Raw genomic sequence first — 25,337 nt, forward strand, 5'->3', positions numbered from 1 at the left:
CCGCGCGAAAGCCGCATGATGAGCGTTTCCGCCTGATCGTCCCGGGTGTGCGCCGTGAGAAGGCTCGCGCCGTTAACCCGCGCCTGTGCCGTGAGCAAGGCGTAGCGAGCGCGTCGTGCCGTTGCCTGAAGGCCGGCCGAGGGCTTCTCGCCGCTCCACACGAGTGTCACGTGCTCGAAGCCGAGAGCGCGCGCGTGCGCCTTGACGAAGGTCGCTTCCTCCGCGCTTTCGGGGCGCAACCCATGATCGACGGTCGCGACCGTGATGGTGGCGGCCTGCCGGCTCGCGAGCGTCGTCCAGCGCCGCGCGAGATGCATCAGCGCCATGCTGTCGGGGCCGCCGGACACTGCAAGCACGAGGGCAGGGGATGCCTCCACCAAGGCGAAGGCCTTCCTGATTTCGCTATCGTTTATAACACTCCGCACTGTCCTACCGTCGTTTCATCGCCGCCGTTTCGCCTGTCTTGGCGTCGTCGAAGTGGATCGGCGTCGCCACACTCCGGAAATAAGCGATTTGATCCCCATCAAGCCGCGACCGCCTGGAATGCGCGGTACGGCGGGACGCCCGGAGCCGGAACCGATCAGGTGCAAGCAAGCCTGATCAGATCGGAACCGGCTCTGATTGGCAATATTTATGCTTATATAAAAAAAGAGGCGGCTACAAAGGGGAAAGGGCCGATCCACCGGGGCGAGACTCGCGCGTCACAGGCAGCAGCGCGGATGCCCCTCAGGCCGCCACTTCGTCGGATGGCGCTAACTGCATTCCGCCCGCTTTTTCTCAACTTCCGCGCGCTGAAGCACGGCTTTGGGCCCCTGAGGATAGCGCCGCTGCAATTCCGCGAAGGAGTCACAGGCGGCGGCTTTCTCGCCCAGCCTGCGAAGCGAGATGGCCAGCTTCAGAAGCGCTTCCGGTGCCCGCTCGGTGTTGGGATAGGCGGTGAACGTCTTCAGAAAACGGTCGGCCGCCGTGCGATATTCGCCGCTGACGAATGCGGTTTCGCCGAGCCAATAATAGGCGGGCCCGGCAACTGGATCGTTCGGATATTGGTCGACAACCTGCTGGAAATAGGTCTCGGCTGCCGAATATTCGCGCCGGTTGAGCGCGCCCGTGCCCTGCTCGAATAGCGCGCGCGCGCCGCCCGAAGCAGGAAGCGCGGCGGGCGTTGCGTCTGTGCTGATGCGAGGCGCGACCGGGGAGGCCGCTTGTCCGGCGCTGGCGGTCTGGCGGCGCGGGAAGGCGTCGGCCGGTTGCGAAGGTTGCGCCGCGCCGTATCGATCGGGCGTGGCAACCGGTTCGCCGAGAGGCTTCAACGGCTCCTTCGCCTCGAAGCCAGCCGCTGGCGTGAAGGTATTATTATAAGCCGCCTCGGTCCGGGGCTGCGTCGGGTCAGCGCCCGGCGAAGCGGACGCGAGGCGCGCTTCGAGGCGCTGGATGCGCTGTGTCAGATCCGCGATCTGCGCCGAAAGGCGGCTGAGATCGGCAGAACTCGCGCCACCGCCCGCCGTCGCGCCATAGCCAGCGCCGCCGCCGCTTTTCGCCAGCGACTCGACGGCCGTGACGACGCTTTGCAAGTTGTTGATCTGTTCTTCGAGGCGATCGACGCGCTGTGCCGTGTTATCGCGCGTCTGGGCTTGGGCGCCTGCGAGCGGCACGGCTAAGGCAAGAGAGAGGACGGATGCAGCAATAATGCGTCTCATGGTGGCGCTCTCGCTGGTTCGCTTGGCGGCGGTTGCATCCTTCTGGGACGACGCGGCCGGGCTGTCAACCGCTTTGAGTTAAGCAATTTTTAACGATTTGTTTCACACACGCGCAGCAAGTTGACGCGCGCGCTCCCTTTCGTCCGGAAGCGCGACGTGCCGTCTCGTTAATATGCCGCCTCGTTAATATGATGCCACCGAGCCGCCCCCTTCGAGCACCGTCACCGTGCGGCGGTTCTGAGACCAGCACGAGATGTCGTCACAAACGGCGACAGGTCGCTCCTTGCCGTAGGAGATGGTGCGGATGCGCTGCGGACTGATGCCCTGCGCGATGAGGAAGTTCTTCGTCGTCTCGGCACGCTTGGCGCCGAGCGCAATGTTATATTCGCGAGTGCCGCGCTCGTCCGCGTGGCCTTCGATGGTGATGGGGAAGTTCGTGTACTGCCTGAGCCAGACAGCCTGAGCGTTCAGGATCTGCTGGCCGTCCGGCGAGAGTTCAGCACTGTCTGTGAGGTAGCGGACCGTGTCACCGATCTTGCCATTGAACTCCTGCTTGCTGCCCGGCGGATAGTTTCCGCCACCAGCGCCAAGGCCAAGGCCCGCACCAGGTGCGTTCTTGTCGCAGCCGGAGAGAGAGACCGCGGCGGCGATCATGAAAAGGACGGCGAACAGGGAACCGAGACGCGGTCGCATTCAGATTTTTCTCCAATCGAGCACAACTTGAGCGCGAGTTTGCCCGGGAAATCGTAACGGAATGCTTACCAAACAAACTGTTTCTCGGGCCGTTTTGTGACCTGCAACAAAATTCGGCACAAAAAAGAGAAAAAAGCGAAATGTGCCGTGATCGCGGAGCCCGCTCACGGCGCCTGGCATGCCGAACGTCCTGTCTTGGAGCGTTTCGAGTGAGCGAAACCGCTTCACGAACGCGCCGAATCGCTCGGCCAGAGTATTCGCGTTTCGATGCGGAACAGCTCTGGCTAGCGGTTTTTAGCGAGCGGGCTTTTCGACGGTCACGTCGCCCGCGCCGAACTTCAGCGGCGGTTCGTCGATCTGCTTTTCACAAGCACTGAGGACAGCGGCCGCCGCGACGAGCGTCGTCACGACCATGATTCCCTTCAAGCCCTTCATTTCTCTCTCCTCGATAGCGGCCCCAAAGCCGTTACATAGGGATGACCTTTTGTGGACATTTGCGATCAAGGAGCAGCCAGGCGAGCGCCTTTGATTGCGTCGCGTCTGGTGCGAAAAAGGCACGTGTACTGCTGAGGCGGGGCGCAACCCGGATGCCGTTCGGGGGAAACGTGTGGAAAAAATTGTGCTCTAAGCGGATGCTGGAAACCCGGCCTCATTTCAAAAGCGGAGACCAGGCCGGGTCGGAGCCAAAAGAGGGCGTGGGCATCTGTCGCTCGTTGTAGCCGGTCAGGTCGATGCTGAAGAGCTTCGCGCCGCCATTCGCGCCGCCGCTTTCGCGGAAGAACAAGATCACGCGGCCGTTCGGCGACCACGTCGGCCCCTCATTGTGATAACCCTCGGTCAGGACGCGCTCTCCCGTCCCATCGGGGCGTATGACACCGATTGCGAAACCACCCGGCACCTGCTTCGTAAAAGCGATGAGGTCGCCGCGCGGGGACCAGACCGGCGTCGAATATCGTCCGTCGCCGAAGGTGATCCGCCTCTGGCCGGAGCCGTCCGCGTTCATCACGTAGAGCTGCTGCTTTCCCTCCCGATCGGACTCGAAGACGATCTGGCGGCCGTCCGGCGAATAGCATGGCGCGGTGTCGATGGACGAGCTTTGCGTGAGCCGGGCCATGCGGCGCGAGCGCAGCTCCATCTCGAAGATCGAGGAATTTCCGCCCTCCTGAAGGCTCATCACCACGCGGTCGCCCTGCGGCGAGAAGCGCGGCGCGAACGACATGTTCGGGAAATCGCCCAGCACCTCCTCCTGCCCGGTCATGATGTTGCGCAGCATGACGCGCGGCTCGCCGTTTCGATAGGCGGTGTAGGTGATCTCCTGCGAGAGCGGATGGAAGCGCGGCGTCAGCACAAGTTCGCGCCCTTGCGTCAGAAGGCGGAGGTTCGCGCCGTCCTGGTCCATGATGGCGAGGCGCTTCACGCGCTGATTCTTGGGCCCGGATTCGTCCACGAACACGACGCGGCTGTCGAAATAGCCGCGCTCGCCCGTGAGGCGTTCGTAGACTGCGTCGGCGATGATATGCGCGAGGCGGCGCGACGTGTTGCGCGGAATGAAGAACTGCTCGCCCGCGATATGGCGGCCCGTCATCACGTCCCAGAGCCGATATTCGCCCCTGAGACGCCCGTCGCCCGCATCGGTGACGCGGCCGACGACCAGCGCCTGAATGTTGAGAACCTTCCAGTCTTGAAAGCGCGGAGGCGTGTCGACATTCGCGCCGCGCTCGATGAAGGCGGAGTTCGGAACCGGGCGAAACAGGCCCGAGCGCTGGAGATCGGCGGTCACGACCTGCGCCGTTTCGGCGGCGACCGGATCGCCCGTGAAATCGGCCACGGCGATAGGGATCGCACGCACCTGCCCGCGCCGGATTTCCACCTCCACCTGTGCGGAGGCGAGCGAGGGCGCGAAAATGGCAGCCGCGAAGAAGGCTGCGAGCAAAGTCGTCAATCTGCGGGAAATCATCTCAGCCGCCATACATGTCGCGGGGGTTGAAACGAAGAACCATATCGCGGCAGCGGTCGTACTGCGCGGGAGGAATGGAGTACGGCGCGCCGCGCATCGCCGCGCGAATGGCGGCGTCGGCCATAGCCTGCCCGGTCGGCGATGTCGGCGCATCCATCACCATTGGCGGGCGAATCAAGGTGCCGTCGCGGTTCAGCTCGATGTGAAGGCGCACGAGGCCCATCTCCCCCAGCGCGGCGCCGAGCGGCAGATCCCAGTTCTGTTCGATGCGGCTTTGCACGAGGTCGGCGCAACTGCCCGCATTCATCGCGCCATGCGCCTGCGGCACACCCATGGCCTGATCCTGAAGCGAACTTGCGGGGCGCCACGGCCTGCCCGGCTCGTAATCGCCGGAGGGTGCGCCAGCGTTCGGATCGCGGTTGAGAACGGCCGTCTGCCGGTCGGAATATGTCTTCGCGGGCTGCGTATCCATGGTCGAGCGCGACGTCTGCGAACGCGTCTCCGCCGGCTGATCCTTCTTGATGAGCGACGCGATGTGGCTTGGATCGAAATTGCGCTCCGGCTGCTTCTCGGCGGCGGGCTTGGGGCGATCCTCGCTCTTCGCCGCGACCTCGGCCTTTGGCTTCGGCGGCGGCTCCTTCTTGACGACCGGCTTCGGCTTTTCGACCGGCTTTTCGGGCGCGGGAGCGGGCTGCGCCTTCGCCTGTTCGACGGGCTTCGGCTGAGGCGCGGGCGTCGGCTCGGCCTTCGGAGGCGGCGGCGCGAGCGCTTCCTTCTCCGTCACCTTCGGCGACGGCTTCTGCTCGACTTCCTTTTTCGCGGTTGCGGGCGCTTCGGGCGCTTTCAGTTCTGCGAGCGGCGCGGGCGTTTGCGCCTTCGCCTCGACCTTGCCCTGCTGCCGTTCGCTGAAATCTTTCGGCGACATGATCTCAACCGAAATCGGCGGTGGCGGCGGCACATCTTTCTCCCCGCTGCTGGCGAAGTTGAAGATCACCAGCCCGAAGACCAAAAGATGGAAGATGACGGAGCCGATCAGGCCGTAGCGCACGATATCCTCTCGTCAGCGTTTGTCGTCGAGTTCGGTAACGAGCGAAAGCTTCTTGTAACCCGCCGCCGCGATTCGTCCCATGACGCGCATCAACTCGCCGTAGTTCGTCGTCTTGTCGCCGCGCACATAGATCGCTTCATCCATGCCCTTGCGCGCTTCGGTGATGGCCTGAAGCTTGGCCTGCAACCCCTCGAACGAAATTTCCGTCTCCTGAATGAAGATGCGGCCCTGCGGATCTACAGTGAGCGTCAGCGGCTCCGAGTCGCTCTGAAGCGCCGCGCCCTCGCTCTTCGGCAGGTCCACCGGCACGCCGGCCGTCAGCAGCGGCGCGGCCACCATGAAGATGATCAGCAGCACGAGCATCACGTCGACGAACGGCGTCACGTTGATCTCGGCCATGGGCTTATGCTTCCGCCCCCTCCGCCGCCTTGCGCCGGACGGACCGCTCGCTCCCGCCTGCAATGACATACCCATGACAGAACCTCTCGTCGCCGCGCTTACGTTTTCAGATCAAGCTGGCGCGAGACTATCGCGGAAAATTCGTCGGCGAAGCCTTCGAGCCGCTGCGCCAGCCGCGACGCCGATTGCTGGAAGGCGTTGTAGAAAATCACGGCCGGAATGGCGGCGAGAAGCCCGAGCGCGGTGGCAAACAGAGCTTCCGCGATGCCCGGCGCGACCACCGCGAGATTGGTATTCTTGCTCGCCGCGATGCCCTGGAACGCCGTCATGATGCCCCAGACCGTGCCGAACAGGCCGATGAAGGGCGCCACCGCGCCGACGGTCGCGAGGAACAGAAGCCGCGCTTCGAGCCGCTCCATCTCGCGCGTGATCGTCACTTCCATGACGCGCTCGATCCGCATCTGGACGCCCGGCAACGGTTTCGCCGTACCGTCGATGGAGCGTCGCCACTCGCGCATTGCCGCCTGAAACAGCGCCGCCATGGCGCTTGTGGGCTTCTGTGGCATGGCCAGATAAAGCTCGTCGAGCGACTGGCCGGACCAGAACACGCGCTCGAATTCTTCCGTCTGTTTTTTCGCGCGTCGGAAGGCGATGGTCTTCTCGATCACGATCGACCAGCACCAGACGGACGCCAGAATGAGCCCGATCATGACGAATTTCACGACGGGGTGAGCCTGAAGGAACAGGCCGAGGAATGAGAAATCGCTTGCTGGCGTCATATCCGCTGAAATTCTATGGCCGCGTTCAAGGCAGACGTGGAGGCTTCAATCTCACGCTGCAACCTTGCTTGTGGGGTTTATCGAAGGGTTTAGCGCGAAGATTGTCCAAAGTGAGGATTCCTCGCCACAAAGCTGGTGACAGTTTTTCGAACTGTAACGGCGCCGTACCGGGCGGTTTCACAGCGGCCGAGGATTTTTGAGGTCCGAGCGCTTCAGCTTGCCGTTCGGCGTCTTCGGCAGGCGCTCGACGAACACGTAATGGCGCGGGCGCTTGTAGGCGGCGAGGCTGGCTTCCGCGCGGGCGGCGAGTTCGGCGGAAAAATCCGCGCCGCCTTCGCGAGCGACGACGAACGCAGTGATCGCGGTTCCGCCATGCGGTTGCGGCACGTCGATGACCCCCGCTTCGGCCACCAGCGGATGTTCGCGCAGGACGGCTTCCACCTCGACGGGCGAAACGCGATAACCGCCCGCGTTCATGAGATCCGACGCGCGGCCGAGATGGGCGATAGCGCCGTCCTCGTCGATGCGGCCCAGATCGCCGCCCGTGAACCACTCGCCGCGAAACATCTCGCGCTCTTCGTCCGGGCGCTGCCAATAGCCGAGCATGAGGCCGGGGTCGCTCCGATGCACGGCGATCATGCCAGCCTCGCCCGGCGGCAACGGTGTATCGCCGCGGTCTTCCGGCAGGATCGCGACGCAGCGCCCCGGCTGCGCACGCCCCACCGTGCCCGGCTTTCGCGGAAAGTCCGGCGCGTTGGAAAGGTAGGTCGAAAGCTCCGTCTGGCCGAACCCCTCGTAAAGCCTTGTGCCGGTGCGCTCGCACCACTCCGCTTCGAGTGCGTCGGGAAGCGTGTCGCCCGCCGTCAACCCGTGACGCAGCCGCGCGAGGTCGAGGCGGTCGCCGCTCGCCTGCCTCATGATCTGATGATAGAGCCCCGGCACGCCCGCGAAGATGGTCACATCGAAAGCCCGGATCAGCCCCGGCCAGATCGAGGGGTGTCGCTCGCCGGTGTAGAGCAGCGCGGTCGCGCCATTCGCCAGCGGATCGGAAAGCCCCGTCCCCATGGCATAGGTCCAGTTGATAACGCCGGAATGCAACAGCCGATCCGCCGCCGTGATGCCGTACCACCCGCCATACATCGGGCGACGGCCCCAGACGCTTCGGTGCGCGTGGAGCACGCCCTTCGGGTTCGCGGTGGTGCCCGAGGTGTAGATCAGGAACGCCGGATCGTCGGCGGCGGTGTCTGCGAAAGCGCCTTCCGGGCCGCTGTCGATGGCGGCGAGAAGTGCCGCTTCCGTCACCACCGCGAGGCCCGGCGCAAAATCTCCATGCGGAAGCGTGTCGTCCAGCACGATGGCCGCCGCGTCGCTGTCGTCGAGCAGGAAACCCAGCTCTCGCGCGGTGAGGTCGGGCGAGGCCGGGACGGGCACGAGGCCGCCCGCGATCGCGCCGAAGAACGCAAGCGCGTAGGGCGTGCGGTTCCTGAGCCGGATCAGCACGCGGCTACCCGGCGCGAGGCGCCGCTTCGCCCGAAGCTCGAACGCCACGCGGAGCACGGCGCTTTCGAGCGCGCGATAAGTCCACGTTTCGGCCGCGCGCCCCGCCGGATCGTGGATCACCACAAGCGCGGTCTTGTCTCTCGCCGCAGCGCCCGCACACAGCACATACTTCGCCATGTTGAGGGTGCGCGGCGGAAGCTCCCCGCGATAGCCGTTAGCGCTCACCTTCCGTTGTCCCCGCGCCCGTTGCCGCGCTTTTCGATGGCTCGGCCCACCAGGTTTCGAGCCGCGCACCATAGAGCGTCGAAACCGGCGGCTGGCGCAACTGCGCCCACGCGGCGATCCACTGTTTCGGCGCGTAGTAAAGCGGGATGGCGTAACGGCCCGAGAGCAGCACGCGGTCGAGCGCGCGCACGGCGGCCACGAACTCAGCGCGCGTCTTCGCCGAAAGCATCGCCGCGATCATTGCGTCCGCGCCTTTGCTCTCGACGCCCGCATAGTTGAAGCTGCCGTCCTGCTTCGCCGATGCGCTCGACCAGCGGAAGCTCTGCTCGTTGCCCGGCGATAGCGATGACGCCCATGTCGTTTGCATCAGGTCGAAGTCGAAGGATGTCGCGCGACGCTGGAACTGCGCGGAGTCGATCAAGCGGACGCGGCCCTCGACACCGATTTGCGCAAGCGCGTGCGAATAGGCGAGAAGCAGCCGCTCCTGCTCGCGGCTGACGCAGATCATCTCGAAGGTGAGCGGCGCGCCCGTCGCCTTCGACACCATGCGCCCGTCGCGAAGCTCGTAGCCAGCCTCGTCGAGAAGCTGGATGGCGCGCTTGCGGCCCTCGCGGTTCGTGCCGGAGGCGTCGGTCTGGGGCTGGCTGAAGGTGCCGTCGAGGATGCCCGGCGCGAGTTCGGCCGCGTAGGGCGCGAGCAGCGCGCGTTCCGCATCCGTCGCGGCACGGCCGTGCGAGGACAGCTCCGAACGGTCGAAGAAGCTCTCGGTGCGCGCGTACAGGCCGCGATACAGCATCTTGTTGAGCCATTCAAAGTCGAACACTTCGGTCAGCGCCTCGCGGACGCGCCTGTCGGCGAAAACCTCGCGGCGCGTGTTGAACGCGAGCCCCGACATGGGCGCGGGCACGTTCACATCGAAGGCGAGCTTCTTGACGAGGCCGTTCTCCACGGCGGGGAAATCGAACGAATCCGCCCAGCGCACCGCGTCGATGGGATCGCTGTCGCCCAGCACGTCGAATAGCCCCTTGCGAAACGCCTCCATCATGGTTGTGCGGTCGCGGTAATAATCGATGCGGATACGCTCGAAATTATACTGCCCGCGATTGAAAGGCAGGTCGCGGCCCCACCAGTCGGGGTTCTTGCGGTAGGTGATGCTCGCGCCCGGCTCGATCTCCTCCACCGCGTAAGGACCGCTCGCAATCGGCTTGTCGAAGCTGGTCTTCTCGAAGCTCTCCGGCGTCAGAGCGTGGCTCGGCAGCACCGGCATCAGGCCCATGATGAGCGGCATCTCGCGGTCGGCGCCGTCGAAGGTGAACTTCACGCCGCGTTCGCCAATCTTCTCGGCCTTGACCACCTTCGAGTAATAGCTGCGATGGTTGGGGCGGCCCTTTTCTTTCAGCAGCTTCCACGAGAACAGCACGTCGTCGGGCGTAATCGGCTTTCCGTCGGCGAAGCGCGCCTCCGGGCGCAGCTGGAAGGTCACCGAACTGCGGTCTTCGGGCGTGTCCACGCTTTCCGCGATCAGACCATAGAGCGAGAACGGCTCGTCATAGGTTCGCGCGAGCAGCGTCTCATAGACGTATTCGCGCGCGCCTGCCACCGGCGCGCCCTTGATGATGAACGGGTTCACGCTGTCGAAGGAGCCGAGCACCGCGAGCCGGAGCGTGCCCCCCTTCGGCGCGGCCGGGTTCACATAGCCGAGGCTCGTAAAGCCGTCCGCATATTTCGGCGCATCGTGCATGGCGATGCCGCCGCGCGGTTCGGCTGCGGCCGGAACGGTCATCAGCGCAGCCGCAAAAAGCGCCGCGACCACCCTTGCGCCGCTGTGTCTTTTCGGTCGCGGTGCGCGAACGAAACAATCAGGTTTTCCACTTTGCAAGGCGTTCGGTTCCTTCGGTTACGTCTGCTTGCCCACCCCCCTCAAGTGCCGAAACTCCCAGAAAGAAAGCGTTTGGGCAACCCTTTCCCGGAAAAGAGCGACTCTTGCCGCCGCTCCCCATCCCATAGCGGCACCTGTCACGGAGATGCCTCAATTTCGAGTATGCAAGCAACAGTCGGTCCGGGAGAGGGGCCAGCGGAATTCGGAACAGCCAACACGATTTAGTGAAAGGTTCGGGTTAATGGTTTTCACAAAGCTCGCGAGAGCGGCGGTGATCGGGGCCGTCGCAGCGTCGGCGCTCACGCTCGGCGTGACCGGCGTCATGGCGCAGGATAAGGGCAAGGCCAAGCCTGCCGCCACGGAACAGAAGCAGGTCGCTGGCGACCAGAAGCCTGCGGATATCTGGTACAAGCTCTGCATCGACGTCCCGGTGGCCGAAGCCACGAAGCCGGGCGAACAGCCGAAGCAGCAGAAGCCGGAAGACCTGAAGAAGGTCAACGTCTGCCTTACGCAGGTTGACGTGCGCGACAACGCGACTGCCATCCTCATCGGCAAGATCGCGGTCCGTCAGGTCGCTGGGCAGGAGAAGCCGCAGATGCTCGCCATGCTGCCGCTCGGTTCGGCCCTGCCCCCCGGAGCCCTCGTGAAGGTTGACGACAAGGAGCCGATCAAGCTCGCCTACACGACTTGCGATCAGGCTGGCTGCTACGCTGAAGCCAACATCGAGCCTGCTCTGATCGACGACATGAAGAAGGGCAAGCAGATCGCGTATCTCGGCATCGACGTGACGGGCCGCGCGCTCAGCATTCCGCTGCCGCTCGAAGGCTTCGCCAAGGCTATCGAAGGTCAGCCTGTGCCGGTCGACAAGTACAACTCTGATCAGCAGAAGATTGCGGAAGTCATCAAGCAGCGCCTCGCCACGCTTCGCGCTCAGCAGGAAGCTGCCGCGAAGAACCCGCAGGGTGCGGCTGCTCTCGCAGCTCCGAAGAAGTAACACGCCCTTCACACGCGCCGCCATCGCGGCGCGTGACGCGAGCCCCGCCTTTGGCGGGGCTTTTTTATTCGCTTCTTGGGAACAACGATCGGTCTCCGATAGAGAGGATGTCGAAATCGGAAACCCGTACCGAAGCCAAGCTGGCCGCAAAGCGCGCCCGACTGTCGGCGCGGATTGCCCTTTCCGCCGCGAAGGCGCGCGCAATAAAAAAGCGACGCCAAAAGGCGCCGCCTCCAAGATCGCAAGCTGACAAGTTCACTTCATGGGCTCATAGGTTGAGCCGACGTGATAGTTCAGACCGAGGCGAACGGTGTGGAACGCGTCGTCCTTCACCGTCGAACCGGCCGAGGCAAGCGTATCGTCGCCACCGAGAACCGGGACGTTTCTGCCTAAGTTCAGATATTGATATTCGGCCTTGAGCGAAAGCTTCGAGGTGAACTTGTATTCGACGCCGCCACCGAGGACATAGCCGGTGGCCGTGTCGTCATACTTGTAGATTTCGCCGCCATCCCGCGCGCCGCCCGTAAGGCTGCCATAGGCGAAGCCGCCCGTGAAGTACGCGAGCGCGTTGCCCGCCGCGTAGCCAATACGACCGCGAACTGTGCCAAACCACTCAAGCTCGCTATCGTAGGTGTAGCTTGCAAAGGCTTCGTCGCTGATGTCAGCGCCCTGGAGGTCGGCTTCGACGCCGATCACAAAAGGTAAGCCGAATGCACTCTGGATATTGTAGCCGATCTGACCGCCGCCGAAACCGCCCGCAGGCTGAATTCCGGCAAACCCCGTATAAGAATATTGATTGTCGTGAACGGACGATGCGTAGCCGCCGTTGATGCCAGCGTAGAAGCCCGTCCACGTCGCGGCCGAAACATACGGTCCGTCCTTGTAGCCGCCAGCCCCGCCGCCTTTGTACATATCCGCTGCCTGCGCTGACGCGATCATCGCGATCACGCTCGCTGCGCCAAAAATAATACCCTTTATCATAACGCCCTAATCAGCCTTACTCGTGCCCCGCAATGCTTTTGTAGTTCATTGCATCGGCGAGGCCAGCCATCCGAGGTTGACGCGGAAAACATTTCCGCCAAGGCACAATCCTGCCACAGAGAAGAACTCCGGGCTTCACGCGTTTCCCGACGCGGAAACTTGAGCGACCGCTGGTGGGCAACGCGCCGTAATCGCCGCAGACAAAAAAAGCGACGCCCGAAGGCGCCGCTTTCGTAATTCCAGAAGAAGCCGAAGCCTACTTCAGGGGCTCGTAGCCCGTGGCGCCGAAGTGGTAGTTCAGGCCAGCGCGGATCGTGTTCACGCCGAACTCAAGATCACTACCGCGGAAGCTCTCGTCGTCGAACGCGAGGTACTGATATTCGACCTTGCCCGAGATGTTCTGCGTGAACTTGTGCTCAAGACCGCCACCGACGACATAGCCGGTCGTGGTATCGCTGGCCGAACCGACGCCCGGAAGCTTGTATTCGAACTCACCGTAGGCGAAACCACCGGTCGCGTAAACGAGGGTGTTGCCGAGAGCGTAGCCGAGGCGGCCGCGAACCGTACCGAAGTAGTTCAGGTTAAGCTCATCACTCTGAGCAAGCACACCTTCAACGCCAAGGCCCGAGCCCTGGATGTCAGCTTCGATACCGATCACGAGCGGGCTGGTGCCGAAAGCGCCCTGCCAGTTGTAACCGATCTGGCCGCCACCGAAGCCGCCATTGAAGTCGCCATCGAAGTTCACGGGGGCGTCGACGTCGTCCCAGCCGTAGCCGCCGTTGATACCAGCGTAGAAGCCGGTCCAGGTCGCAACGGGAGCAACGATCGGGCCGTCCTTGTAACCGCCAGCCTGGCCACGATAAAGGTCAGCCGAATTTGCAGAGGCGATAGCCACGACGCTAGCAAGCGTCAGGCCCGCGATGCCGGAAAGAAGTTTCATCTCAAGTTCCCCATCTAGTCTTCTGTGTTGTCAACGTATGAACCACACGTGACACCACCAGCCCTAGGCAGTGCCTGCGTTTCATTCGATAGGGGGGATACTAGTCTCCGAGGCAGTGCGACGCAACAAGCTACGGGCAAGCGGCACCATGCCTGATATGCCAGAGCTTTTGGCCGGTTAAATTGATATCTTATAATTATATCAGTATGTTATTATTCCGTATACTTGCATTTCGCGCATGGGTTTGGGTGGCATATAGGCAACAGGAGCGGGCAAAGCGCCTCGCTCATCAGTGCCGAAGCACATATTAATGAGGGAAGCCGCTTCGAAATGCAGCTCTTTGGTGTGGCGCGCGACTCAATGAAATAGACCAACGGTCGAAATTGCCGCCGCACCGTGCCAGAGCCGGATCAGGTCGAACAACCATCGGCTTTTGCGGTGGACTGCGGCGCGCCCAGTTCCGCGGGATCGGCAAGACATCCCTTTTCCGGTCGCCCGCCCAAGCCAAATAGATTATTCTCGCTCGAAACTTAGACAGAACGTCAGCAGGGACCGGTTGATGGAACGGCGATATGCAGTGTGGGACGTGTTCACCGCCTCGGCGCTTTCGGGCAACCCGCTGGCCGTAGTCCTCGACTCGGGTGAACTTTCGGGCGAGCAGATGCAGGCCATCGCGCGCGAATTCAATCTCTCGGAAACCGTGTTCGTGCTGCCGCCGCGATTGCCCGCCCATACGGCTCATGTGCGCATCTTCACCCCGGCGGCCGAGTTGCCTTTTGCCGGTCATCCGACCGTCGGCGTGGCGATCCAGCTCGCGGATGACCGGATATCGGGCGCCGCCGCCGATTGCGACTGCCTGATCGTTCTGGAAGAGGAGATTGGCAGCATCCGCGTCGGCGTCGTCGGCAGACGCGGCCGTGCCCCTTACGCGGAATTCGATGTGCCGAAGTTGCCCGAGCTTTCCGGCGCGCCCGCGCATGATGATCGCATCGCGGCAGCGCTGGGCCTCGCGCCGGGCGAAATCGGCTTCGCCAATCACAAGCCATCGCAATACGACGCGGGAACTCCCTTCACCTTCGTCCCCGTGCGCGACCTCGAAGCGATGGGCCGCGCGCATATCGTGGCGCAACATTGGGAAGAGGCCTTCCATGGCTCCGGCGGCAAGGTCTATCTCTATTGCCGCGAAACCATCCAGCACAACGCATCGTTTCACGCCCGCATGTTCTCGCCCTCACTGGGCGTGGCGGAAGACCCGGCGACCGGATCGGCGGCCGCTGCATTTTCGGCTGTGATCCATCGCTTCGACATTCTGCCCGAGGGCACATCCGACTTTGCCATCGAGCAAGGCATCGAGATGGGACGCCCGAGCGAAATCAAACTCGAAATCGAAATATCGTCGCGCAAGCTGAGACGCGTGCGCATTGGCGGATTCGCCCGCCTCGTCATGCGCGGAAAGCTGTCCGTGTAGGCAAGTGGTCCGATTCCGACATTTGCACTCGCTGCAACCGGGACTCAAATGTCAAATTCAAAAGCTCCACTGGTCTGATCGCGAGGCGACCGAGCCGACCGCTTGGCGAAGCTCGATCTTCAACGCAAAAAGGCCGGGCAATCGCCCGGCCTTTTTCGTCTTGTATCGCTGCGGTGCCTTACGAAACCGCCGAAAGCTCGCGCAAACCATCGTCGTCGTTGGTCGAGAACAGAAGTCGCACGTCCATATAGCGGATGCGTCCGGCAACTTTCGCCTTCTGCACGCCGAGATCGCTGAAACGGCGCGTGAAGATCGGCAGGCCAAGCGGCTGCTTGCCCTTCGCCTCGCACCACTGGCAATAATCGTCATAAAGCGCGAGCGCCGTGACGCTGGAACCGTTTTCGCGGCCGACGCGCTCATCGAAATAAAGCTCCGCATCCGTCTTGGGCTGGGCGGGCTTCAGGTCGATATCCTCCTCGAACGCCAACGCGGGAAGGCGCTGGGCGGGCGCGAAGGCTGGCACCGGCATGGCAACACGAACGGGCTCAGACGCGGGCAAGCCCTTCACGTCGAAGATGCGCCAGTAAGAGAACGCCGTGTAGAAGCCGAGGCTTGCGCCCAGTTCTACGAGAAGCGCGATCAGAACCGTCAGCGCCGTCTGCACGTCTTCCGTCTTGTATCCCGTAAGCCCCGCAAGCATCTGGCTCTGCGGATCGCTGGCCTTGGTCGCCGCCTCGGAGGTCAGATCGCCGAGCTCCGTCCGCAATTGCGTAACCTTCGCGTCGAGCTTGTCGGCCTGCTCCGCAACCGCAAGCTCGGCCTTCAGTTTGAAGTAGCTCTCGCAATAGGTCATGCTTTTCGTGGCCGTGGCGTTCGCGCATTCACCGCTCGAAATCCAGCGGCCATTCTGCTTGAACGCCTCGATTTCGCCTGCGACCGTCCCGGACGGGCGGTGCTCAGGCAGCGCGGTCAAAGCCGTGCGGGCGCGCTCCAGTTCGGAGCGAAGATCCGCATGCGTCTCAACCTTCAGCACGCGCTGGCTTGTCGTGTCCGCGCGATTGAGCGCCGCAAAGCCCAGCGAGGACGAGAGCGAATAGGAAAAGCACACGACGAAAAGAAGCGCGCCGCCGAGCGCCTGGCTGTAACTACGATTGCGCAGCGCCGCAAAGATAAAGAACGGCAGCAACGCCTTGAAACAGTCAGCCGCAGCGCTCGCTCCGCCGTAGAGCTGCGACTCGAACTCGGACTTGCCGAGCGTATATCCGAATTTCCAGTTCATCGCGGCGGAGACGATGAGAAGGATCGCCGCCGCCATTACGCCTGCTACACCGAGTACGTGTCTCATGCCTTGCCCCCATATGGGGCGCCGCTCCGCTGGCGGCGCCATCGCAAAGGGGGCCAGCGAATTCTGTCGGTCTGACGTGATACAAAATTCCGGGCGGCACGCCCCGCAAAGACGCGCCGATTAGACCCGGCAGAAGTCACATTTCCGTGCGCGCCTGCTGCTCCGAAACGGGATATCTCCCGCGAAGGTTGCGATCCGCCGCTGGTTCGCAGTCTTTCCGGCGCAAGATCAAGCGCTTAATTAGGCCCCCGCACTCAGCTTTAATGATTCGTGAAGTGTTAAGCGAGGATTAATTTCGCTCCACAAGATCTGGTGGGTTTGTTACTATCATTGACCTCTATATTGATTTCCACGCGCTATTCACCGAATTTTTCCGTCATCTCTCAAAAAAACGGGTTGCAGTTCTTGGTGTCGCAACCGAAGATTAAATTGGGCGTATCAGGATCGAATTCCGGAGGGGCCCGTTGAAACTGGTGTCGGTCCTGAACTCGCATCGAGGAGTTTTATGGAATGCGCCCCCTTGTCTTGCTCTTTTGCAGCGTAGCGGCATTGATCGGGTTGCCTATGCTGGCGGATCAGTTCCGCGCCGGGCCGCCGCGACCGCTCAGAACGGCCGCCTCGTCTCCGAATCCGCAGGTAAAGCTGACTACGCCGCAGCCTGTAACGGGCACGCCGACAGCGGGCCAGGAAGTGAAGGCGCGCGCGGACCAGGAGCCGCCCGGCGCGACACAGCCCCCCGTTCAGTCAGGCCCGGTGCTCGTGAAATCCGAGGCGAGCGCTGCCCTCGTTCCGACGACGCGACCTGAACTGATTCAGGCGATCGGCAAGGAGCTTTCGCGGCTTGGGCTATATGAAGGGCCAGTCACGAAGGCGTGGACGAAGGACATTCGCTCGGCGGCGCAGCGCTTCAGCCGAGCGAAGAAGCAGGAACCGACGCAGGCCCTGCTCGCAGCCTTGCGGGCCGCTAAGCGCGACGAGAAGTCGGCCAATGCACAGCCATCGCTCAACATGCAAACGGTGACGATCTCATTAGCGACGGTCGCCAACACGCGCCCGGCAGAGAGCGTCAATGCAACGACGCATGTCCCGACGGACGGCTATCTGCCACCTTGGGCAAGCCTCGGCGGCCAAGCGGATCAAGCGCCGCGCACCAATGCGGTTGCGCCTCGCGGTCGCGCGTCCAGAAAAGCGCCGCGTGCAAGCACGGGCAAGGCAAAGCGTCTCCCGGCATCGCGCGGGTCGAAGCGCCCGTCGAGAACGAAAAGCATGTTCGCCAATACGAGTTTCGCGTGGCCCGGGCTTTGAGCATCACGCATACCGACCTAATTGAAGGCGCCAACCGGCGTGCATTCGATGCGGCATTAGCCGACAAAATCGCGATCAGATGTCCAGCGCTTCCGGCTCGGCGAATGCGGCGCGCTCCTGAATGAACCGGAAGCGCGCTTCCGGCTTGTTCCCCATCAGTTGCTCGACGACCTCGGCCGCCGCCGTCTCTTCCGCCTTCGTGTCGAGGCCGTTCAGGTCGCCGCCCCGCCCCGCGATCTCGACGCGGAGCATCATGCGCTTCTTGCGGTCCATCGTCGTCTCTTTCAACTGCGCCGGCATCATCTCGCCGAGGCCCTTAAAGCGGCTGACTTCGAGCTTGCCGCGTCCGTTGAAAACGGTGCGCTTCAGCTCCGCGAGGTGCGCATCGTCGCGCGCATAGGCCGTCTTGCCGCCCTGGCTGAGACGGTAGAGGGGCGGCACCGCGAGGAAGAGGTGGCCGTTGCGGATCAGATCCGGCATCTGGCGATAGAAAAACGTGATGAGCAGCGATGCGATATGCGCGCCGTCGACATCCGCGTCGGTCATGATGATAACGCGGTCGTAGCGGAGGTCGGTGTCAATGTAATGCTTGCCTGTGCCGCAGCCGAGCGCGAGCGTCAGGTCTGACAGAAGCTGGTTCTGCGCGAGCTTGTCGCGAGAGGCGCTGGCGACGTTCAGGATCTTGCCGCGCAACGGCAGAATGGCTTGCGTGGCGCGGTCGCGCGCCTGCTTCGCTGAACCGCCGGCCGAGTCGCCCTCGACGATGAAGATTTCGGTGTCGTCCTTCGCGTTCTTCGAGCAGTCCGCGAGCTTGCCGGGTAGCCTGAGCCTGCGCGTCGCCTTTTGGCGCTGGGTTTCCTTCTCTCGCCGCTTCCGAAGGCGCTCTTCCGCGCGCTCGATGACGAATTCCAGAAGGCCGTTCGCCTGCTGCGGCGACGCGGTCAGCCAGTGATCGAACGCATCCTTGACCGTGTTCTCGACGATACGCGCGGCCTCTGCCGAGGACAGCCTGTCCTTCGTTTGCCCCTGAAATTCCGGCTCACGGAAGAAGACGGAGAGCATCGCACCGGAGGCGACGAAAACGTCATCCGCGGTGACCTGCGCGGCGCGTTTGTTGTTCGTCAGTTCGCCGTAAGCGCGCAGCGACTTCGTAAGCGCCGCGCGCAAACCCGCCTCGTGCGTGCCGCCTTCCGGGGTCGGGACGGTATTGCAGTATGACTGCATGAAGCCGTCGTCGTCCGCGATCCAGGCGATGGCCCATTCGACGCTGCCGTGTCCGCCCTCCTTCTGGACGCGCCCCGAGAACACGTCCTTCGTAACGGTCGTCAGCTTCTCGATACGCGAGGAAAGGAAATCGCGGAGACCGCCGGGGAAATGAAAGACGGCCTTCTCGGGCACGTCGGCATCGCCCTTCAGAAGCTCCGGCGCGCAGCTCCACCGAATTTCCACGCCGCCGAAAAGATAAGCCTTCGCGCGTGCCATCTTGAAGATGCGGATCGGTCGGAACGTGGCGCGCTCCTTGAAAATCTCGGGGTCGGGATGGAAGCGCACAGTCGTGCCGCGCCTGTTGCGCACAACGCCAACGTCTTCCAGCTTGGAAGTCGGCAGACCGCGCGCGAATGTCTGGCGGTAAAGCTTGCCGTTTCGCGCGACCTCGACTTCGAGCTTCTCAGCAAGCGCGTTCACGACCGAGATACCCACGCCGTGCAAGCCGCCGCTGGTCGAGTAAACCTTCGAGTTGAACTTGCCGCCCGAGTGCAGCGTGGTCATGATGACTTCGAGCGCGGATTTACCGGGATATTTCGGATGTGGGTCGATCGGAATGCCGCGCCCGTTGTCCGCGACGGAAAGCGTGCCGTCGGCGTCGAGCGCAACTTCGATGAAGCTTGCATATCCGGCCACGGCCTCGTCCATCGCGTTGTCGATCACCTCCGCGAAGAGATGATGCATCGCCTTTTCGTCCGTGCCGCCGATATACATGCCGGGGCGCCGACGAACCGGCTCCAGCCCCTCCAGCACCTCGATGTCGGCTGCGGTGTAGCTTTCGGCAGGCGACGCGCCACGCGCCACGCTACCGCCCGCCTTCGGCTTTTCGGGCTCGCTGCCTTCGCCGAAAAGATCGCGTGTCACCGCTGCGCTGAGCTTGGTCATCCTTCTCCCCTTCCGCCAGGCCGACAAGGCGCAGCGAATCCAACCGGATGCGAGGAGGGAAGGTTGCAAGACGCGACCGATTTGGCAAGGGGCAGCCGAACGGAGCCGTATCAAAGCCACATGAAGTTGCCGATTATTCAACACTGGGCAAGTCGCTTCGAAGAGCCGAGGCCGCCCCGCGACGGGGCGAGCCGCTTGCGCTTCAGGCTGGCGCGCGTTTATCGTTTCTTAGCTATATCGGCCTTCTCCGCAATGCAGGCAAAATGCTGTTCTTGCGTCGCGACGGTGACTTCCCCTATCAATCAATATAGTAGCAGAACGCTTGCAGATGACGTCAAGCGCAAATGGGACAGATACAATAGATCGTCCCGATGATAGCTGCTGACCCCCGAAATCATTCCCGCCATCTCCTACGAGGTCTTATGGGCACCGATCTCGAAGTCTTGCGACCGCGAGGTCGCGGACGTCCGACGCTATACAACGCGGCCTATTGCGATCGCGTGCTGGAACTCGCCGCCGAGGGCTGCTGCAAGGCCGAAATCGCGGCGGCGCTCCATGTCAGCGTGAAGACGCTCACCGCCTGGACCAAGGCACATGAGGAATTTCGCGATGCGATGACCCGCGCCAAGGAACTCGAATATGCGTGGTGGCTCGCGGCAGGCCGCAAGGGCCAGTTCATGCGCACGTGGAATGCCAGCGGATGGGCACTTCAGATGCGAAACCGCTTCCGCAAGCGCTTCCGCGACAAACTTCCGCCGCTGCGCGAGGAAAACCCGGAGGACAGCGTGAATGCCGAGCAACTCCGCGACGAAATGGAACGCAAGCTTTCTCGCATCGCTGACGCCGGAGCGGAGGGCGGAATTCCTCTCGCAACTGACGCCAAGGGAGCTGAAAAGCCTGCGGTTTGATTGGGCCTTCTGGTCGAGACCCGAGCAGCTCGAACCACCGGGCGGCTGGCATACATGGCTGATCCTGGCGGGACGCGGCGCGGGCAAGACACGCACCGGCGCGGAGTGGGTGCGCGCGTGCGTTTGCGGGCCGACGCCGCTCGCGGCCGGGCGTTATTCGCGTTTCGCGCTTGTGGCCGAGACGGCGGCGGATGCGCGCGACGTGATCGTGGAGGGGCCGAGCGGCCTTCTCGCCATCCATCCGCGCGGCTTTCGCCCGAAATTCGAGCCGTCGAAGCGTCGCCTCACCTGGCCGAACGGCGCGGTCGCGATGCTCTATAATGCGACGGAGCCGGATCAATTGCGCGGCCCCCAGCATGACGCGGCGTGGTGCGACGAACTCGCGAAGTGGCGTTATGCACGCGAAACTTGGGACATGTTGCAATTCGGCCTCCGGCTCGGCCATGACCCCCGTCAGATTGTGACTACAACGCCACGCCCTATTGCGATTATTCGCGAATTCCTCGGCAAAGAGGGCCATGGCGTCGTCTTGACGCGCGGCAGCACGTATGACAATCGCGCCAACTTAGCGCAAAATTACTTTAATACGATCGTGAGAAGTTACGAAGGAACAAGACTTGGGAGGCAGGAAATCAATGCAGAACTCTTGGACGACGTTGCTGGCGCTCTTTGGACGCGATCTCTGCTGGATCAGCACCGCATTGCTCGGGGAACTCCGCTTCCCCGGTTTGACCGTGTTGTGGTGGGGATCGACCCCGCGGCGCGCCCAAGCGGGGCGGGTGATAAGACTTCAGAAACTGGGATTGTCGTCTGTGGCCTCGGCGAAGACGGCCGCGGCTACGTCCTTGACGATCTCTCCAACCGACAAGGGCCAATGGGCTGGGCTCAGAAAGCGGTCGCAGGCTTCGACCGGTACGAAGCAGACGCCCTGGTGGTTGAAATAAATCAAGGCGGCGCGATGGTCGAAACGGTCCTGCGCGCGGTGCGTGGCGGGCTCCCGGTTCGAGCCGTGCGCGCGACCCGTGGCAAGACCGTGCGCGCGGAGCCTATCGCCGCGCTCTATGCGCAGGGCCGCGTGAGCCATGTCGGCGCGCTCCCGACGCTGGAAGATCAGATGGTGCAGTTCACGCCCTTCGGCATCGAGGGGGACGGTGCGGCTGATCGCGTCGATGCGCTCGTCTGGGCGCTGGCCGACCTGTTCCCGCGCATGATCCGCCCTGTTCCCGACGCCGCGACGTGGGACGGCGAGCGCGGCGGCGCCCCCGGCGGATGGCTAGGGTAGCCCTGATTCCGGGAGGATTTCTAGCGTAAACCGAGCGAAAGGTGTAATCTATTTACACATCGCCGAGGAACAAAGATGTCGCTTGAAACGCAAATTGATCAAAAAATTGGGGAAGTGCGGACTGAAGCGCTTGACTTGAGCTTCGGCGAGATTGCCAACCTTCACGAGAACAAGGAACTGATAATCCAACCTGAATACCAGAGATTATTCAGGTGGTCCGTTGAGCAAAAATCGCGATTAGTCGAGTCAATTCTCCTGGAACTTCCGATTCCACAGATTTTTGTCATCGAAAACGCGAACGGTGTTTATGAGCTGATCGATGGTCTTCAGCGTATAAGTACGGTGCTTCAATTTTTTGATTCGAGGGTTCTTAGCCTCGATCCGCTCACATTGAGCGGATGCGACATTATAAAGGATCTGAATGGCAAGAAATTCGAAGACCTACCTCTTAGCCTTCGCTTAAGAATAAAGCGTTCATCCCTTCGCACCATTGTCATCAAAAGGCAAAGTAAGTCATTTCTAAGATATGAGATGTTTAAGAGACTTAATACGGGTGGGTCTATATTATCCCCACAAGAAATAAGAAACTGTTCATCGCGAATGCTTGGGGAAGGTGGCGCGGAGTTCTATGCGTTTCTTCAGGATCTTACCAATCATCCATCTTTCAAGCTTACCACGAGCACAATCAGTGAAGTCGATGCAGACCAGAAAGGAGATGAGGAACTTGTTTTGCGGTTTTTCGCGGCAAAAAATTATCAAGACGGGTACCGTGGCAATATCAGAGATTGGCTTGATGAATACATGGAGTCTATCTTGTTAAAAAGATTGGACTTCAATCTCGACAGCGAGAGAGGCGACTTTTGTGATCTGTTTGACTTAGTATCCGACAAACTCGGTGTCACAGCTTTTGTTAAATTTCGGGGAGCTGCGCCTGTCGGTGGCCTAGCGCCAGCGTATTACGAAGCAATAACTATTGGTTGTTTTCAAGAACGCGACCTGTTGCGCCAGAGAGACGCAGATACAGTAAAAAGAAAACTAAATACGCTTGTACAAGGAAGCGAATTTCGAAGCGTTACAGGGCCGGGAGCAAATAATAGGACTAAGCTCCTTAAAAGGATTGCCCTAGTTGCAACCGCCATACGTGAAGCATGAGCGCCTGGAGCGACCAAATTGAGGCGGATCTCAAATGGCGAGAGGCAGAGATTGCATCACTAAAGCTTCTTGCCGCCAGCGCCGATCATGCGAGCGATCGTCAGCGAGCTGTGCTTCGCGCGCTATGGGCAATGCTGTACGCCCACTACGAAGGCTTTTGTTTGTTCTGTTGGAACCTGATGTTGGATGCTATAGAGAAAGAGGCTTGCGCGATTGAAGACCTTAACGAGAATTTCGCGAAGCTTGCCATGGCAGACGCGTTTAACAAACTGCGTAGCGACCTATCATCGGATCGCATTTGGATTTTCATTCGGAATGAATTCCAGACACACCTGAAGACTGCGGTTAAATTTGAAAAAAGGCTCGAAACCCGAAGCAATCTATGGCCAAACCTTGCCGTAGAGAACAACAGGGCAATAGGTCTTGATTGTAATCTATTTGAAGAAAATGCGGCATTGATAAAAGGGCTGGTTTCTCGAAGGAACGAAATAGCTCACGGAAAAAAGATGGTCATTAAAGATCTGAAAGAATATCAGAGCTATGAGAACGCGACGCTTTTAGTAATGCACGAATTGGCCGTTTGTGTTGTCAACGCTATAGAGTGTCGCACATTCCTCAATATCGCCCCAGCCATCGTCACTCTGCAAAATCAATCTCAAAAGTAGTGGCTTTCTAGGCACTACTTGCACTAAAGCGTCACGCGCCAAAGAGGTTCCCTTGCCCCAAATCGACATCGTTCGGGAGGCGCGGGAGCGCCTCGAAGCCGCATGGCTACAGGATCGCGAGAACCGCGAAGATGCGTTCACCGACCTGAAGTTCCTCGCGGGCGACCAGTGGCCCGCCGCCGTACGCCAGCAACGCGAGGCGCAGAGCCGCCCGTGCCTCACCATCAACCGCCTGCCGCAATTCGTGCATCAGGTGGCGAACAGCGTGCGCATGAACCCGCCGCAGATCAAGGCGATCCCGGCGGGCGGCGAGGCGACGGAAGCGCTGGCGGAGATCTATTCCGGCCTGTTCCGGCACATCCAGTATCGCTCGAACGCGACGCATGTTTTCGCGCACGCTGTGCATTACGCGGTCGCGTGCGGCATCGGCCATTTCCGCCTCGCCACCGACTATGTGGACGACAACGCGTTCGAGCAGGAAATCCTGATCCGGCGCATCCAGCATCCGCTTTCGGTGTTCTGGGACCCGGCGGCCATCGAGCCGAGCCGCGCCGATGCCGATTATTGCCTCGTGTCCGAGATGATCGGGAAGAAGGAATTCGAGGCGCGCTTCCCTCATGCGGCGGCGACCGATTTCGACACGCCGTCCGACGGCAACGCGGAAAGCGGCTTGTTCTGGGCCAACCGCGATGCCGTGCGCGTGTGCGAATACTGGGTGAAGCGCCCGGTCGTTCGCACCATCGCTCGGCTCGCGCGGGGCGAAACGGTGGACATCACCGAGGTCGACCCGGCGGAACTGCCGCGCCTTGGCATCGTGGCGACGCGGAAGGTCCGCTCGCACAAGGTGGAACGCTATCTGCTCTCGGGTAGCGAGGTGCTGGAAGGCCCGAACGCCTGGGCGGGGCGCTACATCCCGATTTTCCCGGTGATCGGTGCCGAAACGGCGCTGGAGACGAAGACCGTCCGCAGCGGCCTCATCCGCGCCGCGCGCGACCCGCAGCAGCTCTACAATTTCTGGCGCTCGGCGGCGGCCGAAGCCATCGCGCTCGCGCCGCGCTCGCCGTTCCTCGCAACGCCCGCCATGATCGCGAAGTTCAAGGCGCAGTGGGACACGCAGAACACCGTGACGCGCCCCTATCTCCTCTATGAGCCGGACCCGGACGCACCGGGCAGCCGTCCGACGCGCGAGCCGCCGCCGGGCGTGCCGACCGCGCTGACGCAGGAAAGCGCCATCGCCGCCGACGAGATGAAGGCCACCACCGGCATCTATGACGCCGCGCTCGGCGCGCGCTCGAACGAGATTTCGGGCGTGGCCATCCGCGCGCGCGAAAGCCAGGGCGGCAACGCGGCGCTGCACTATCAGGATAATCTGATGGCGACGCTGCATCATCTCGGCAAGGCGTTGATCGACCTCGTGCCGAAGATCTACGATAGCGAGCGCACGCTTCGCATCATGCGCGAGGACGACAGCCACGATCCGGTGCGCATCAACGCCGCCGTGATGGGCGTGGACGGCAAGCCGATGCTGCTGAACGACCTCAGCCAAGGCATTTACGACGTGCGCGGAAGATCGGGCCGGCTTACGCCACGCGCCGCTCGGAAGCCGCCGACGCGATGCTCCAGTTCATCCGCGCCGTACCGCAGGCGGCGGGCATCGCCGGCGACCTCGTCGCGAAGAACATGGACTGGCCGGGTGCGGACGAAATCGCTGCGCGGCTGAAGCGCACGTTGCCGCCGCAGGTCACGGGCGAGACGCTATCGGCCGAGGCTCAGGCCGCGCAGGCACGTCAGCAGGCGCTTGCCGAAGCCGAACTCGCACGTGCGCAGAGCATGGCCGCGAAGTCCGGGGCGGACGCCGCCAAGGCCGAGGCCGCCGCTCAGCAGGCCGCGCTCGACGCCGCGAAAGCCGAAGCCGACCTGCGGGCGACGGCCGTTGCAGCCGAAAGCCCCGCCGCCGCCATCTAGAGCG

General features: G+C 62.2%; 23 protein-coding genes. 9 read left to right on the plus strand and 14 right to left on the minus strand.

Going from position 1 to position 25,337, the window contains the following annotated elements:
* The 10 genes from tilS to T281_RS08615 form a co-directional block, all read right to left on the minus strand.
* The coding region (tilS, locus tag T281_RS08575; RefSeq protein ID WP_245269190.1) for a tRNA lysidine(34) synthetase TilS at positions 1-377 on the minus strand (377 nt) is incomplete at its 3' end.
* A 375-nt stretch (positions 378-752) separates the two neighbouring features.
* Positions 753-1,697, minus strand: a complete 945-nt coding sequence (ybgF, locus tag T281_RS17645) for a tol-pal system protein YbgF (protein ID WP_081796687.1) — start codon at positions 1,695-1,697, stop codon at positions 753-755.
* 183 nt (positions 1,698-1,880) lie between these two features.
* Positions 1,881-2,390, minus strand: a complete 510-nt coding sequence (gene pal, locus T281_RS08585; RefSeq protein ID WP_013420844.1) for a peptidoglycan-associated lipoprotein Pal — start codon at positions 2,388-2,390, stop codon at positions 1,881-1,883.
* Between the two features lie 294 nt (positions 2,391-2,684).
* A complete protein-coding gene (locus tag T281_RS18730; RefSeq protein ID WP_155955175.1) occupies positions 2,685-2,825 on the minus strand; it encodes a hypothetical protein in 141 nt (46 codons plus the stop codon).
* Positions 2,826-3,039: 214 nt separating this feature from the next.
* Positions 3,040-4,347 carry a Tol-Pal system beta propeller repeat protein TolB gene (gene tolB, locus T281_RS08590; RefSeq protein WP_037237294.1) on the minus strand — a complete coding sequence of 436 codons (1,308 nt, stop codon included), beginning with the start codon at positions 4,345-4,347 and terminating at the stop codon, positions 3,040-3,042.
* A 1-nt stretch (position 4,348) separates the two neighbouring features.
* Positions 4,349-5,395, minus strand: a complete 1,047-nt coding sequence (locus T281_RS08595; protein ID WP_037237254.1) for a cell envelope integrity TolA family protein — start codon at positions 5,393-5,395, stop codon at positions 4,349-4,351.
* 12 nt (positions 5,396-5,407) lie between these two features.
* A complete protein-coding gene (tolR, locus tag T281_RS08600; protein WP_037237256.1) occupies positions 5,408-5,869 on the minus strand; it encodes a protein TolR in 462 nt (153 codons plus the stop codon).
* A 23-nt stretch (positions 5,870-5,892) separates the two neighbouring features.
* Complete coding sequence (gene tolQ / locus T281_RS08605) at positions 5,893-6,573, minus strand: protein TolQ (protein WP_013420849.1); 681 nt, start codon at positions 6,571-6,573, stop codon at positions 5,893-5,895.
* 177 nt (positions 6,574-6,750) lie between these two features.
* Positions 6,751-8,298, minus strand: a complete 1,548-nt coding sequence (locus T281_RS08610; protein WP_037237259.1) for a class I adenylate-forming enzyme family protein — start codon at positions 8,296-8,298, stop codon at positions 6,751-6,753.
* Positions 8,288-10,081 (minus strand): extracellular solute-binding protein, encoded by a 1,794-nt coding sequence (locus T281_RS08615; RefSeq protein ID WP_245269191.1) that lies wholly within the window; start codon positions 10,079-10,081, stop codon positions 8,288-8,290. The genes T281_RS08610 and T281_RS08615 overlap by 11 nt, the downstream gene beginning before the upstream one ends.
* 337 nt (positions 10,082-10,418) lie before the next feature.
* On the opposite strand from T281_RS08615, the gene T281_RS08620 reads away from it, so the two are divergent.
* Entirely contained in the window at positions 10,419-11,171 is a 753-nt protein-coding gene (locus tag T281_RS08620) for an invasion associated locus B family protein (RefSeq protein WP_037237265.1), read from the plus strand.
* Between the two features lie 255 nt (positions 11,172-11,426).
* Here T281_RS08620 and T281_RS08625 read toward each other — a convergent pair whose 3' ends face one another.
* Entirely contained in the window at positions 11,427-12,152 is a 726-nt protein-coding gene (locus T281_RS08625; RefSeq protein ID WP_037237268.1) for an outer membrane protein, read from the minus strand.
* Positions 12,153-12,408: 256 nt separating this feature from the next.
* The gene (locus T281_RS08630; protein WP_052037278.1) at positions 12,409-13,092 is read right to left on the minus strand and encodes an outer membrane protein; all 684 of its coding nucleotides are present in this window, start codon (positions 13,090-13,092) and stop codon (positions 12,409-12,411) included.
* Between the two features lie 559 nt (positions 13,093-13,651).
* Between T281_RS08630 and T281_RS08635 the strand changes: the two genes are divergently transcribed.
* Complete coding sequence (locus T281_RS08635; protein ID WP_013420854.1) at positions 13,652-14,560, plus strand: PhzF family phenazine biosynthesis protein; 909 nt, start codon at positions 13,652-13,654, stop codon at positions 14,558-14,560.
* Positions 14,561-14,738: 178 nt separating this feature from the next.
* Here T281_RS08635 and T281_RS08640 read toward each other — a convergent pair whose 3' ends face one another.
* Entirely contained in the window at positions 14,739-15,905 is a 1,167-nt protein-coding gene (locus T281_RS08640; RefSeq protein WP_037237298.1) for a hypothetical protein, read from the minus strand.
* 510 nt (positions 15,906-16,415) lie between these two features.
* On the opposite strand from T281_RS08640, the gene T281_RS08645 reads away from it, so the two are divergent.
* Positions 16,416-17,210 (plus strand): hypothetical protein, encoded by a 795-nt coding sequence (locus tag T281_RS08645; protein ID WP_155955176.1) that lies wholly within the window; start codon positions 16,416-16,418, stop codon positions 17,208-17,210.
* A 75-nt stretch (positions 17,211-17,285) separates the two neighbouring features.
* Here the strand turns inward: T281_RS08645 and parE are convergent, their stop codons facing one another.
* On the minus strand, positions 17,286-19,361 hold the full coding sequence (gene parE, locus T281_RS08650) for a DNA topoisomerase IV subunit B (protein WP_037237274.1): 2,076 nt from the start codon (positions 19,359-19,361) through the stop codon (positions 17,286-17,288).
* A 422-nt stretch (positions 19,362-19,783) separates the two neighbouring features.
* Here parE and T281_RS18735 point away from each other — a divergent pair, with 422 nt between their 5' ends.
* From T281_RS18735 to T281_RS08680, 6 genes are all read left to right on the plus strand, one after another.
* Positions 19,784-20,269, plus strand: a complete 486-nt coding sequence (locus T281_RS18735) for a hypothetical protein (protein ID WP_155955177.1) — start codon at positions 19,784-19,786, stop codon at positions 20,267-20,269.
* A complete protein-coding gene (locus T281_RS08660) occupies positions 20,151-21,551 on the plus strand; it encodes a DNA-packaging protein (protein ID WP_037237277.1) in 1,401 nt (466 codons plus the stop codon). Before T281_RS18735 ends, T281_RS08660 begins: the two co-directional genes overlap by 119 nt.
* 75 nt (positions 21,552-21,626) lie before the next feature.
* Complete coding sequence (locus T281_RS08665; RefSeq protein ID WP_037237280.1) at positions 21,627-22,703, plus strand: DUF262 domain-containing protein; 1,077 nt, start codon at positions 21,627-21,629, stop codon at positions 22,701-22,703.
* On the plus strand, positions 22,700-23,368 hold the full coding sequence (locus tag T281_RS08670; RefSeq protein WP_052037279.1) for an MAE_28990/MAE_18760 family HEPN-like nuclease: 669 nt from the start codon (positions 22,700-22,702) through the stop codon (positions 23,366-23,368). Before T281_RS08665 ends, T281_RS08670 begins: the two co-directional genes overlap by 4 nt.
* Before the next feature lie 52 nt (positions 23,369-23,420).
* Positions 23,421-25,088, plus strand: coding sequence for a portal protein (locus tag T281_RS08675; protein ID WP_037237284.1), 1,668 nt, complete (start codon positions 23,421-23,423; stop codon positions 25,086-25,088).
* Positions 24,983-25,333, plus strand: coding sequence for a portal protein (locus tag T281_RS08680; RefSeq protein ID WP_476748447.1), 351 nt, complete (start codon positions 24,983-24,985; stop codon positions 25,331-25,333). The genes T281_RS08675 and T281_RS08680 overlap by 106 nt, the downstream gene beginning before the upstream one ends.
* Positions 25,334-25,337 lie beyond the last annotated feature (4 nt).

This window comes from Rhodomicrobium udaipurense JA643 (assembly GCF_000636015.1).
GTDB lineage: Bacteria > Pseudomonadota > Alphaproteobacteria > Rhizobiales > Rhodomicrobiaceae > Rhodomicrobium > Rhodomicrobium udaipurense.

Excerpts from the sequence above, each read along its gene's own strand:
- T281_RS18735 (WP_155955177.1), top strand. The coding sequence starts at position 19,784 with ATGGGCACCGATCTCGAAGTCTTGCGACCGCGAGGTCGCGGACGTCCG.
- tolB (WP_037237294.1), bottom strand. The coding sequence starts at position 4,347 with ATGATTTCCCGCAGATTGACGACTTTGCTCGCAGCCTTCTTCGCGGCT.
- tolQ (WP_013420849.1), bottom strand. The coding sequence starts at position 6,573 with ATGACGCCAGCAAGCGATTTCTCATTCCTCGGCCTGTTCCTTCAGGCT.
- T281_RS08615 (WP_245269191.1), bottom strand. The coding sequence starts at position 10,081 with ATGACCGTTCCGGCCGCAGCCGAACCGCGCGGCGGCATCGCCATGCAC.
- parE (WP_037237274.1), bottom strand. The coding sequence starts at position 19,361 with ATGACCAAGCTCAGCGCAGCGGTGACACGCGATCTTTTCGGCGAAGGC.
- pal (WP_013420844.1), bottom strand. The coding sequence starts at position 2,390 with ATGCGACCGCGTCTCGGTTCCCTGTTCGCCGTCCTTTTCATGATCGCC.
- T281_RS08645 (WP_155955176.1), top strand. The coding sequence starts at position 16,416 with ATGCGCCCCCTTGTCTTGCTCTTTTGCAGCGTAGCGGCATTGATCGGG.
- tolR (WP_037237256.1), bottom strand. The coding sequence starts at position 5,869 with ATGGGTATGTCATTGCAGGCGGGAGCGAGCGGTCCGTCCGGCGCAAGG.
- T281_RS08680 (WP_476748447.1), top strand. The coding sequence starts at position 24,983 with ATGCTCCAGTTCATCCGCGCCGTACCGCAGGCGGCGGGCATCGCCGGC.
- T281_RS08665 (WP_037237280.1), top strand. The coding sequence starts at position 21,627 with ATGTCGCTTGAAACGCAAATTGATCAAAAAATTGGGGAAGTGCGGACT.
- T281_RS08670 (WP_052037279.1), top strand. The coding sequence starts at position 22,700 with ATGAGCGCCTGGAGCGACCAAATTGAGGCGGATCTCAAATGGCGAGAG.
- T281_RS08630 (WP_052037278.1), bottom strand. The coding sequence starts at position 13,092 with ATGAAACTTCTTTCCGGCATCGCGGGCCTGACGCTTGCTAGCGTCGTG.
- T281_RS08660 (WP_037237277.1), top strand. The coding sequence starts at position 20,151 with ATGCCGAGCAACTCCGCGACGAAATGGAACGCAAGCTTTCTCGCATCG.
- T281_RS08635 (WP_013420854.1), top strand. The coding sequence starts at position 13,652 with ATGGAACGGCGATATGCAGTGTGGGACGTGTTCACCGCCTCGGCGCTT.
- T281_RS08640 (WP_037237298.1), bottom strand. The coding sequence starts at position 15,905 with ATGAGACACGTACTCGGTGTAGCAGGCGTAATGGCGGCGGCGATCCTT.
- ybgF (WP_081796687.1), bottom strand. The coding sequence starts at position 1,697 with ATGAGACGCATTATTGCTGCATCCGTCCTCTCTCTTGCCTTAGCCGTG.
- T281_RS08620 (WP_037237265.1), top strand. The coding sequence starts at position 10,419 with ATGGTTTTCACAAAGCTCGCGAGAGCGGCGGTGATCGGGGCCGTCGCA.
- T281_RS08625 (WP_037237268.1), bottom strand. The coding sequence starts at position 12,152 with ATGATAAAGGGTATTATTTTTGGCGCAGCGAGCGTGATCGCGATGATC.
- T281_RS18730 (WP_155955175.1), bottom strand. The coding sequence starts at position 2,825 with ATGAAGGGCTTGAAGGGAATCATGGTCGTGACGACGCTCGTCGCGGCG.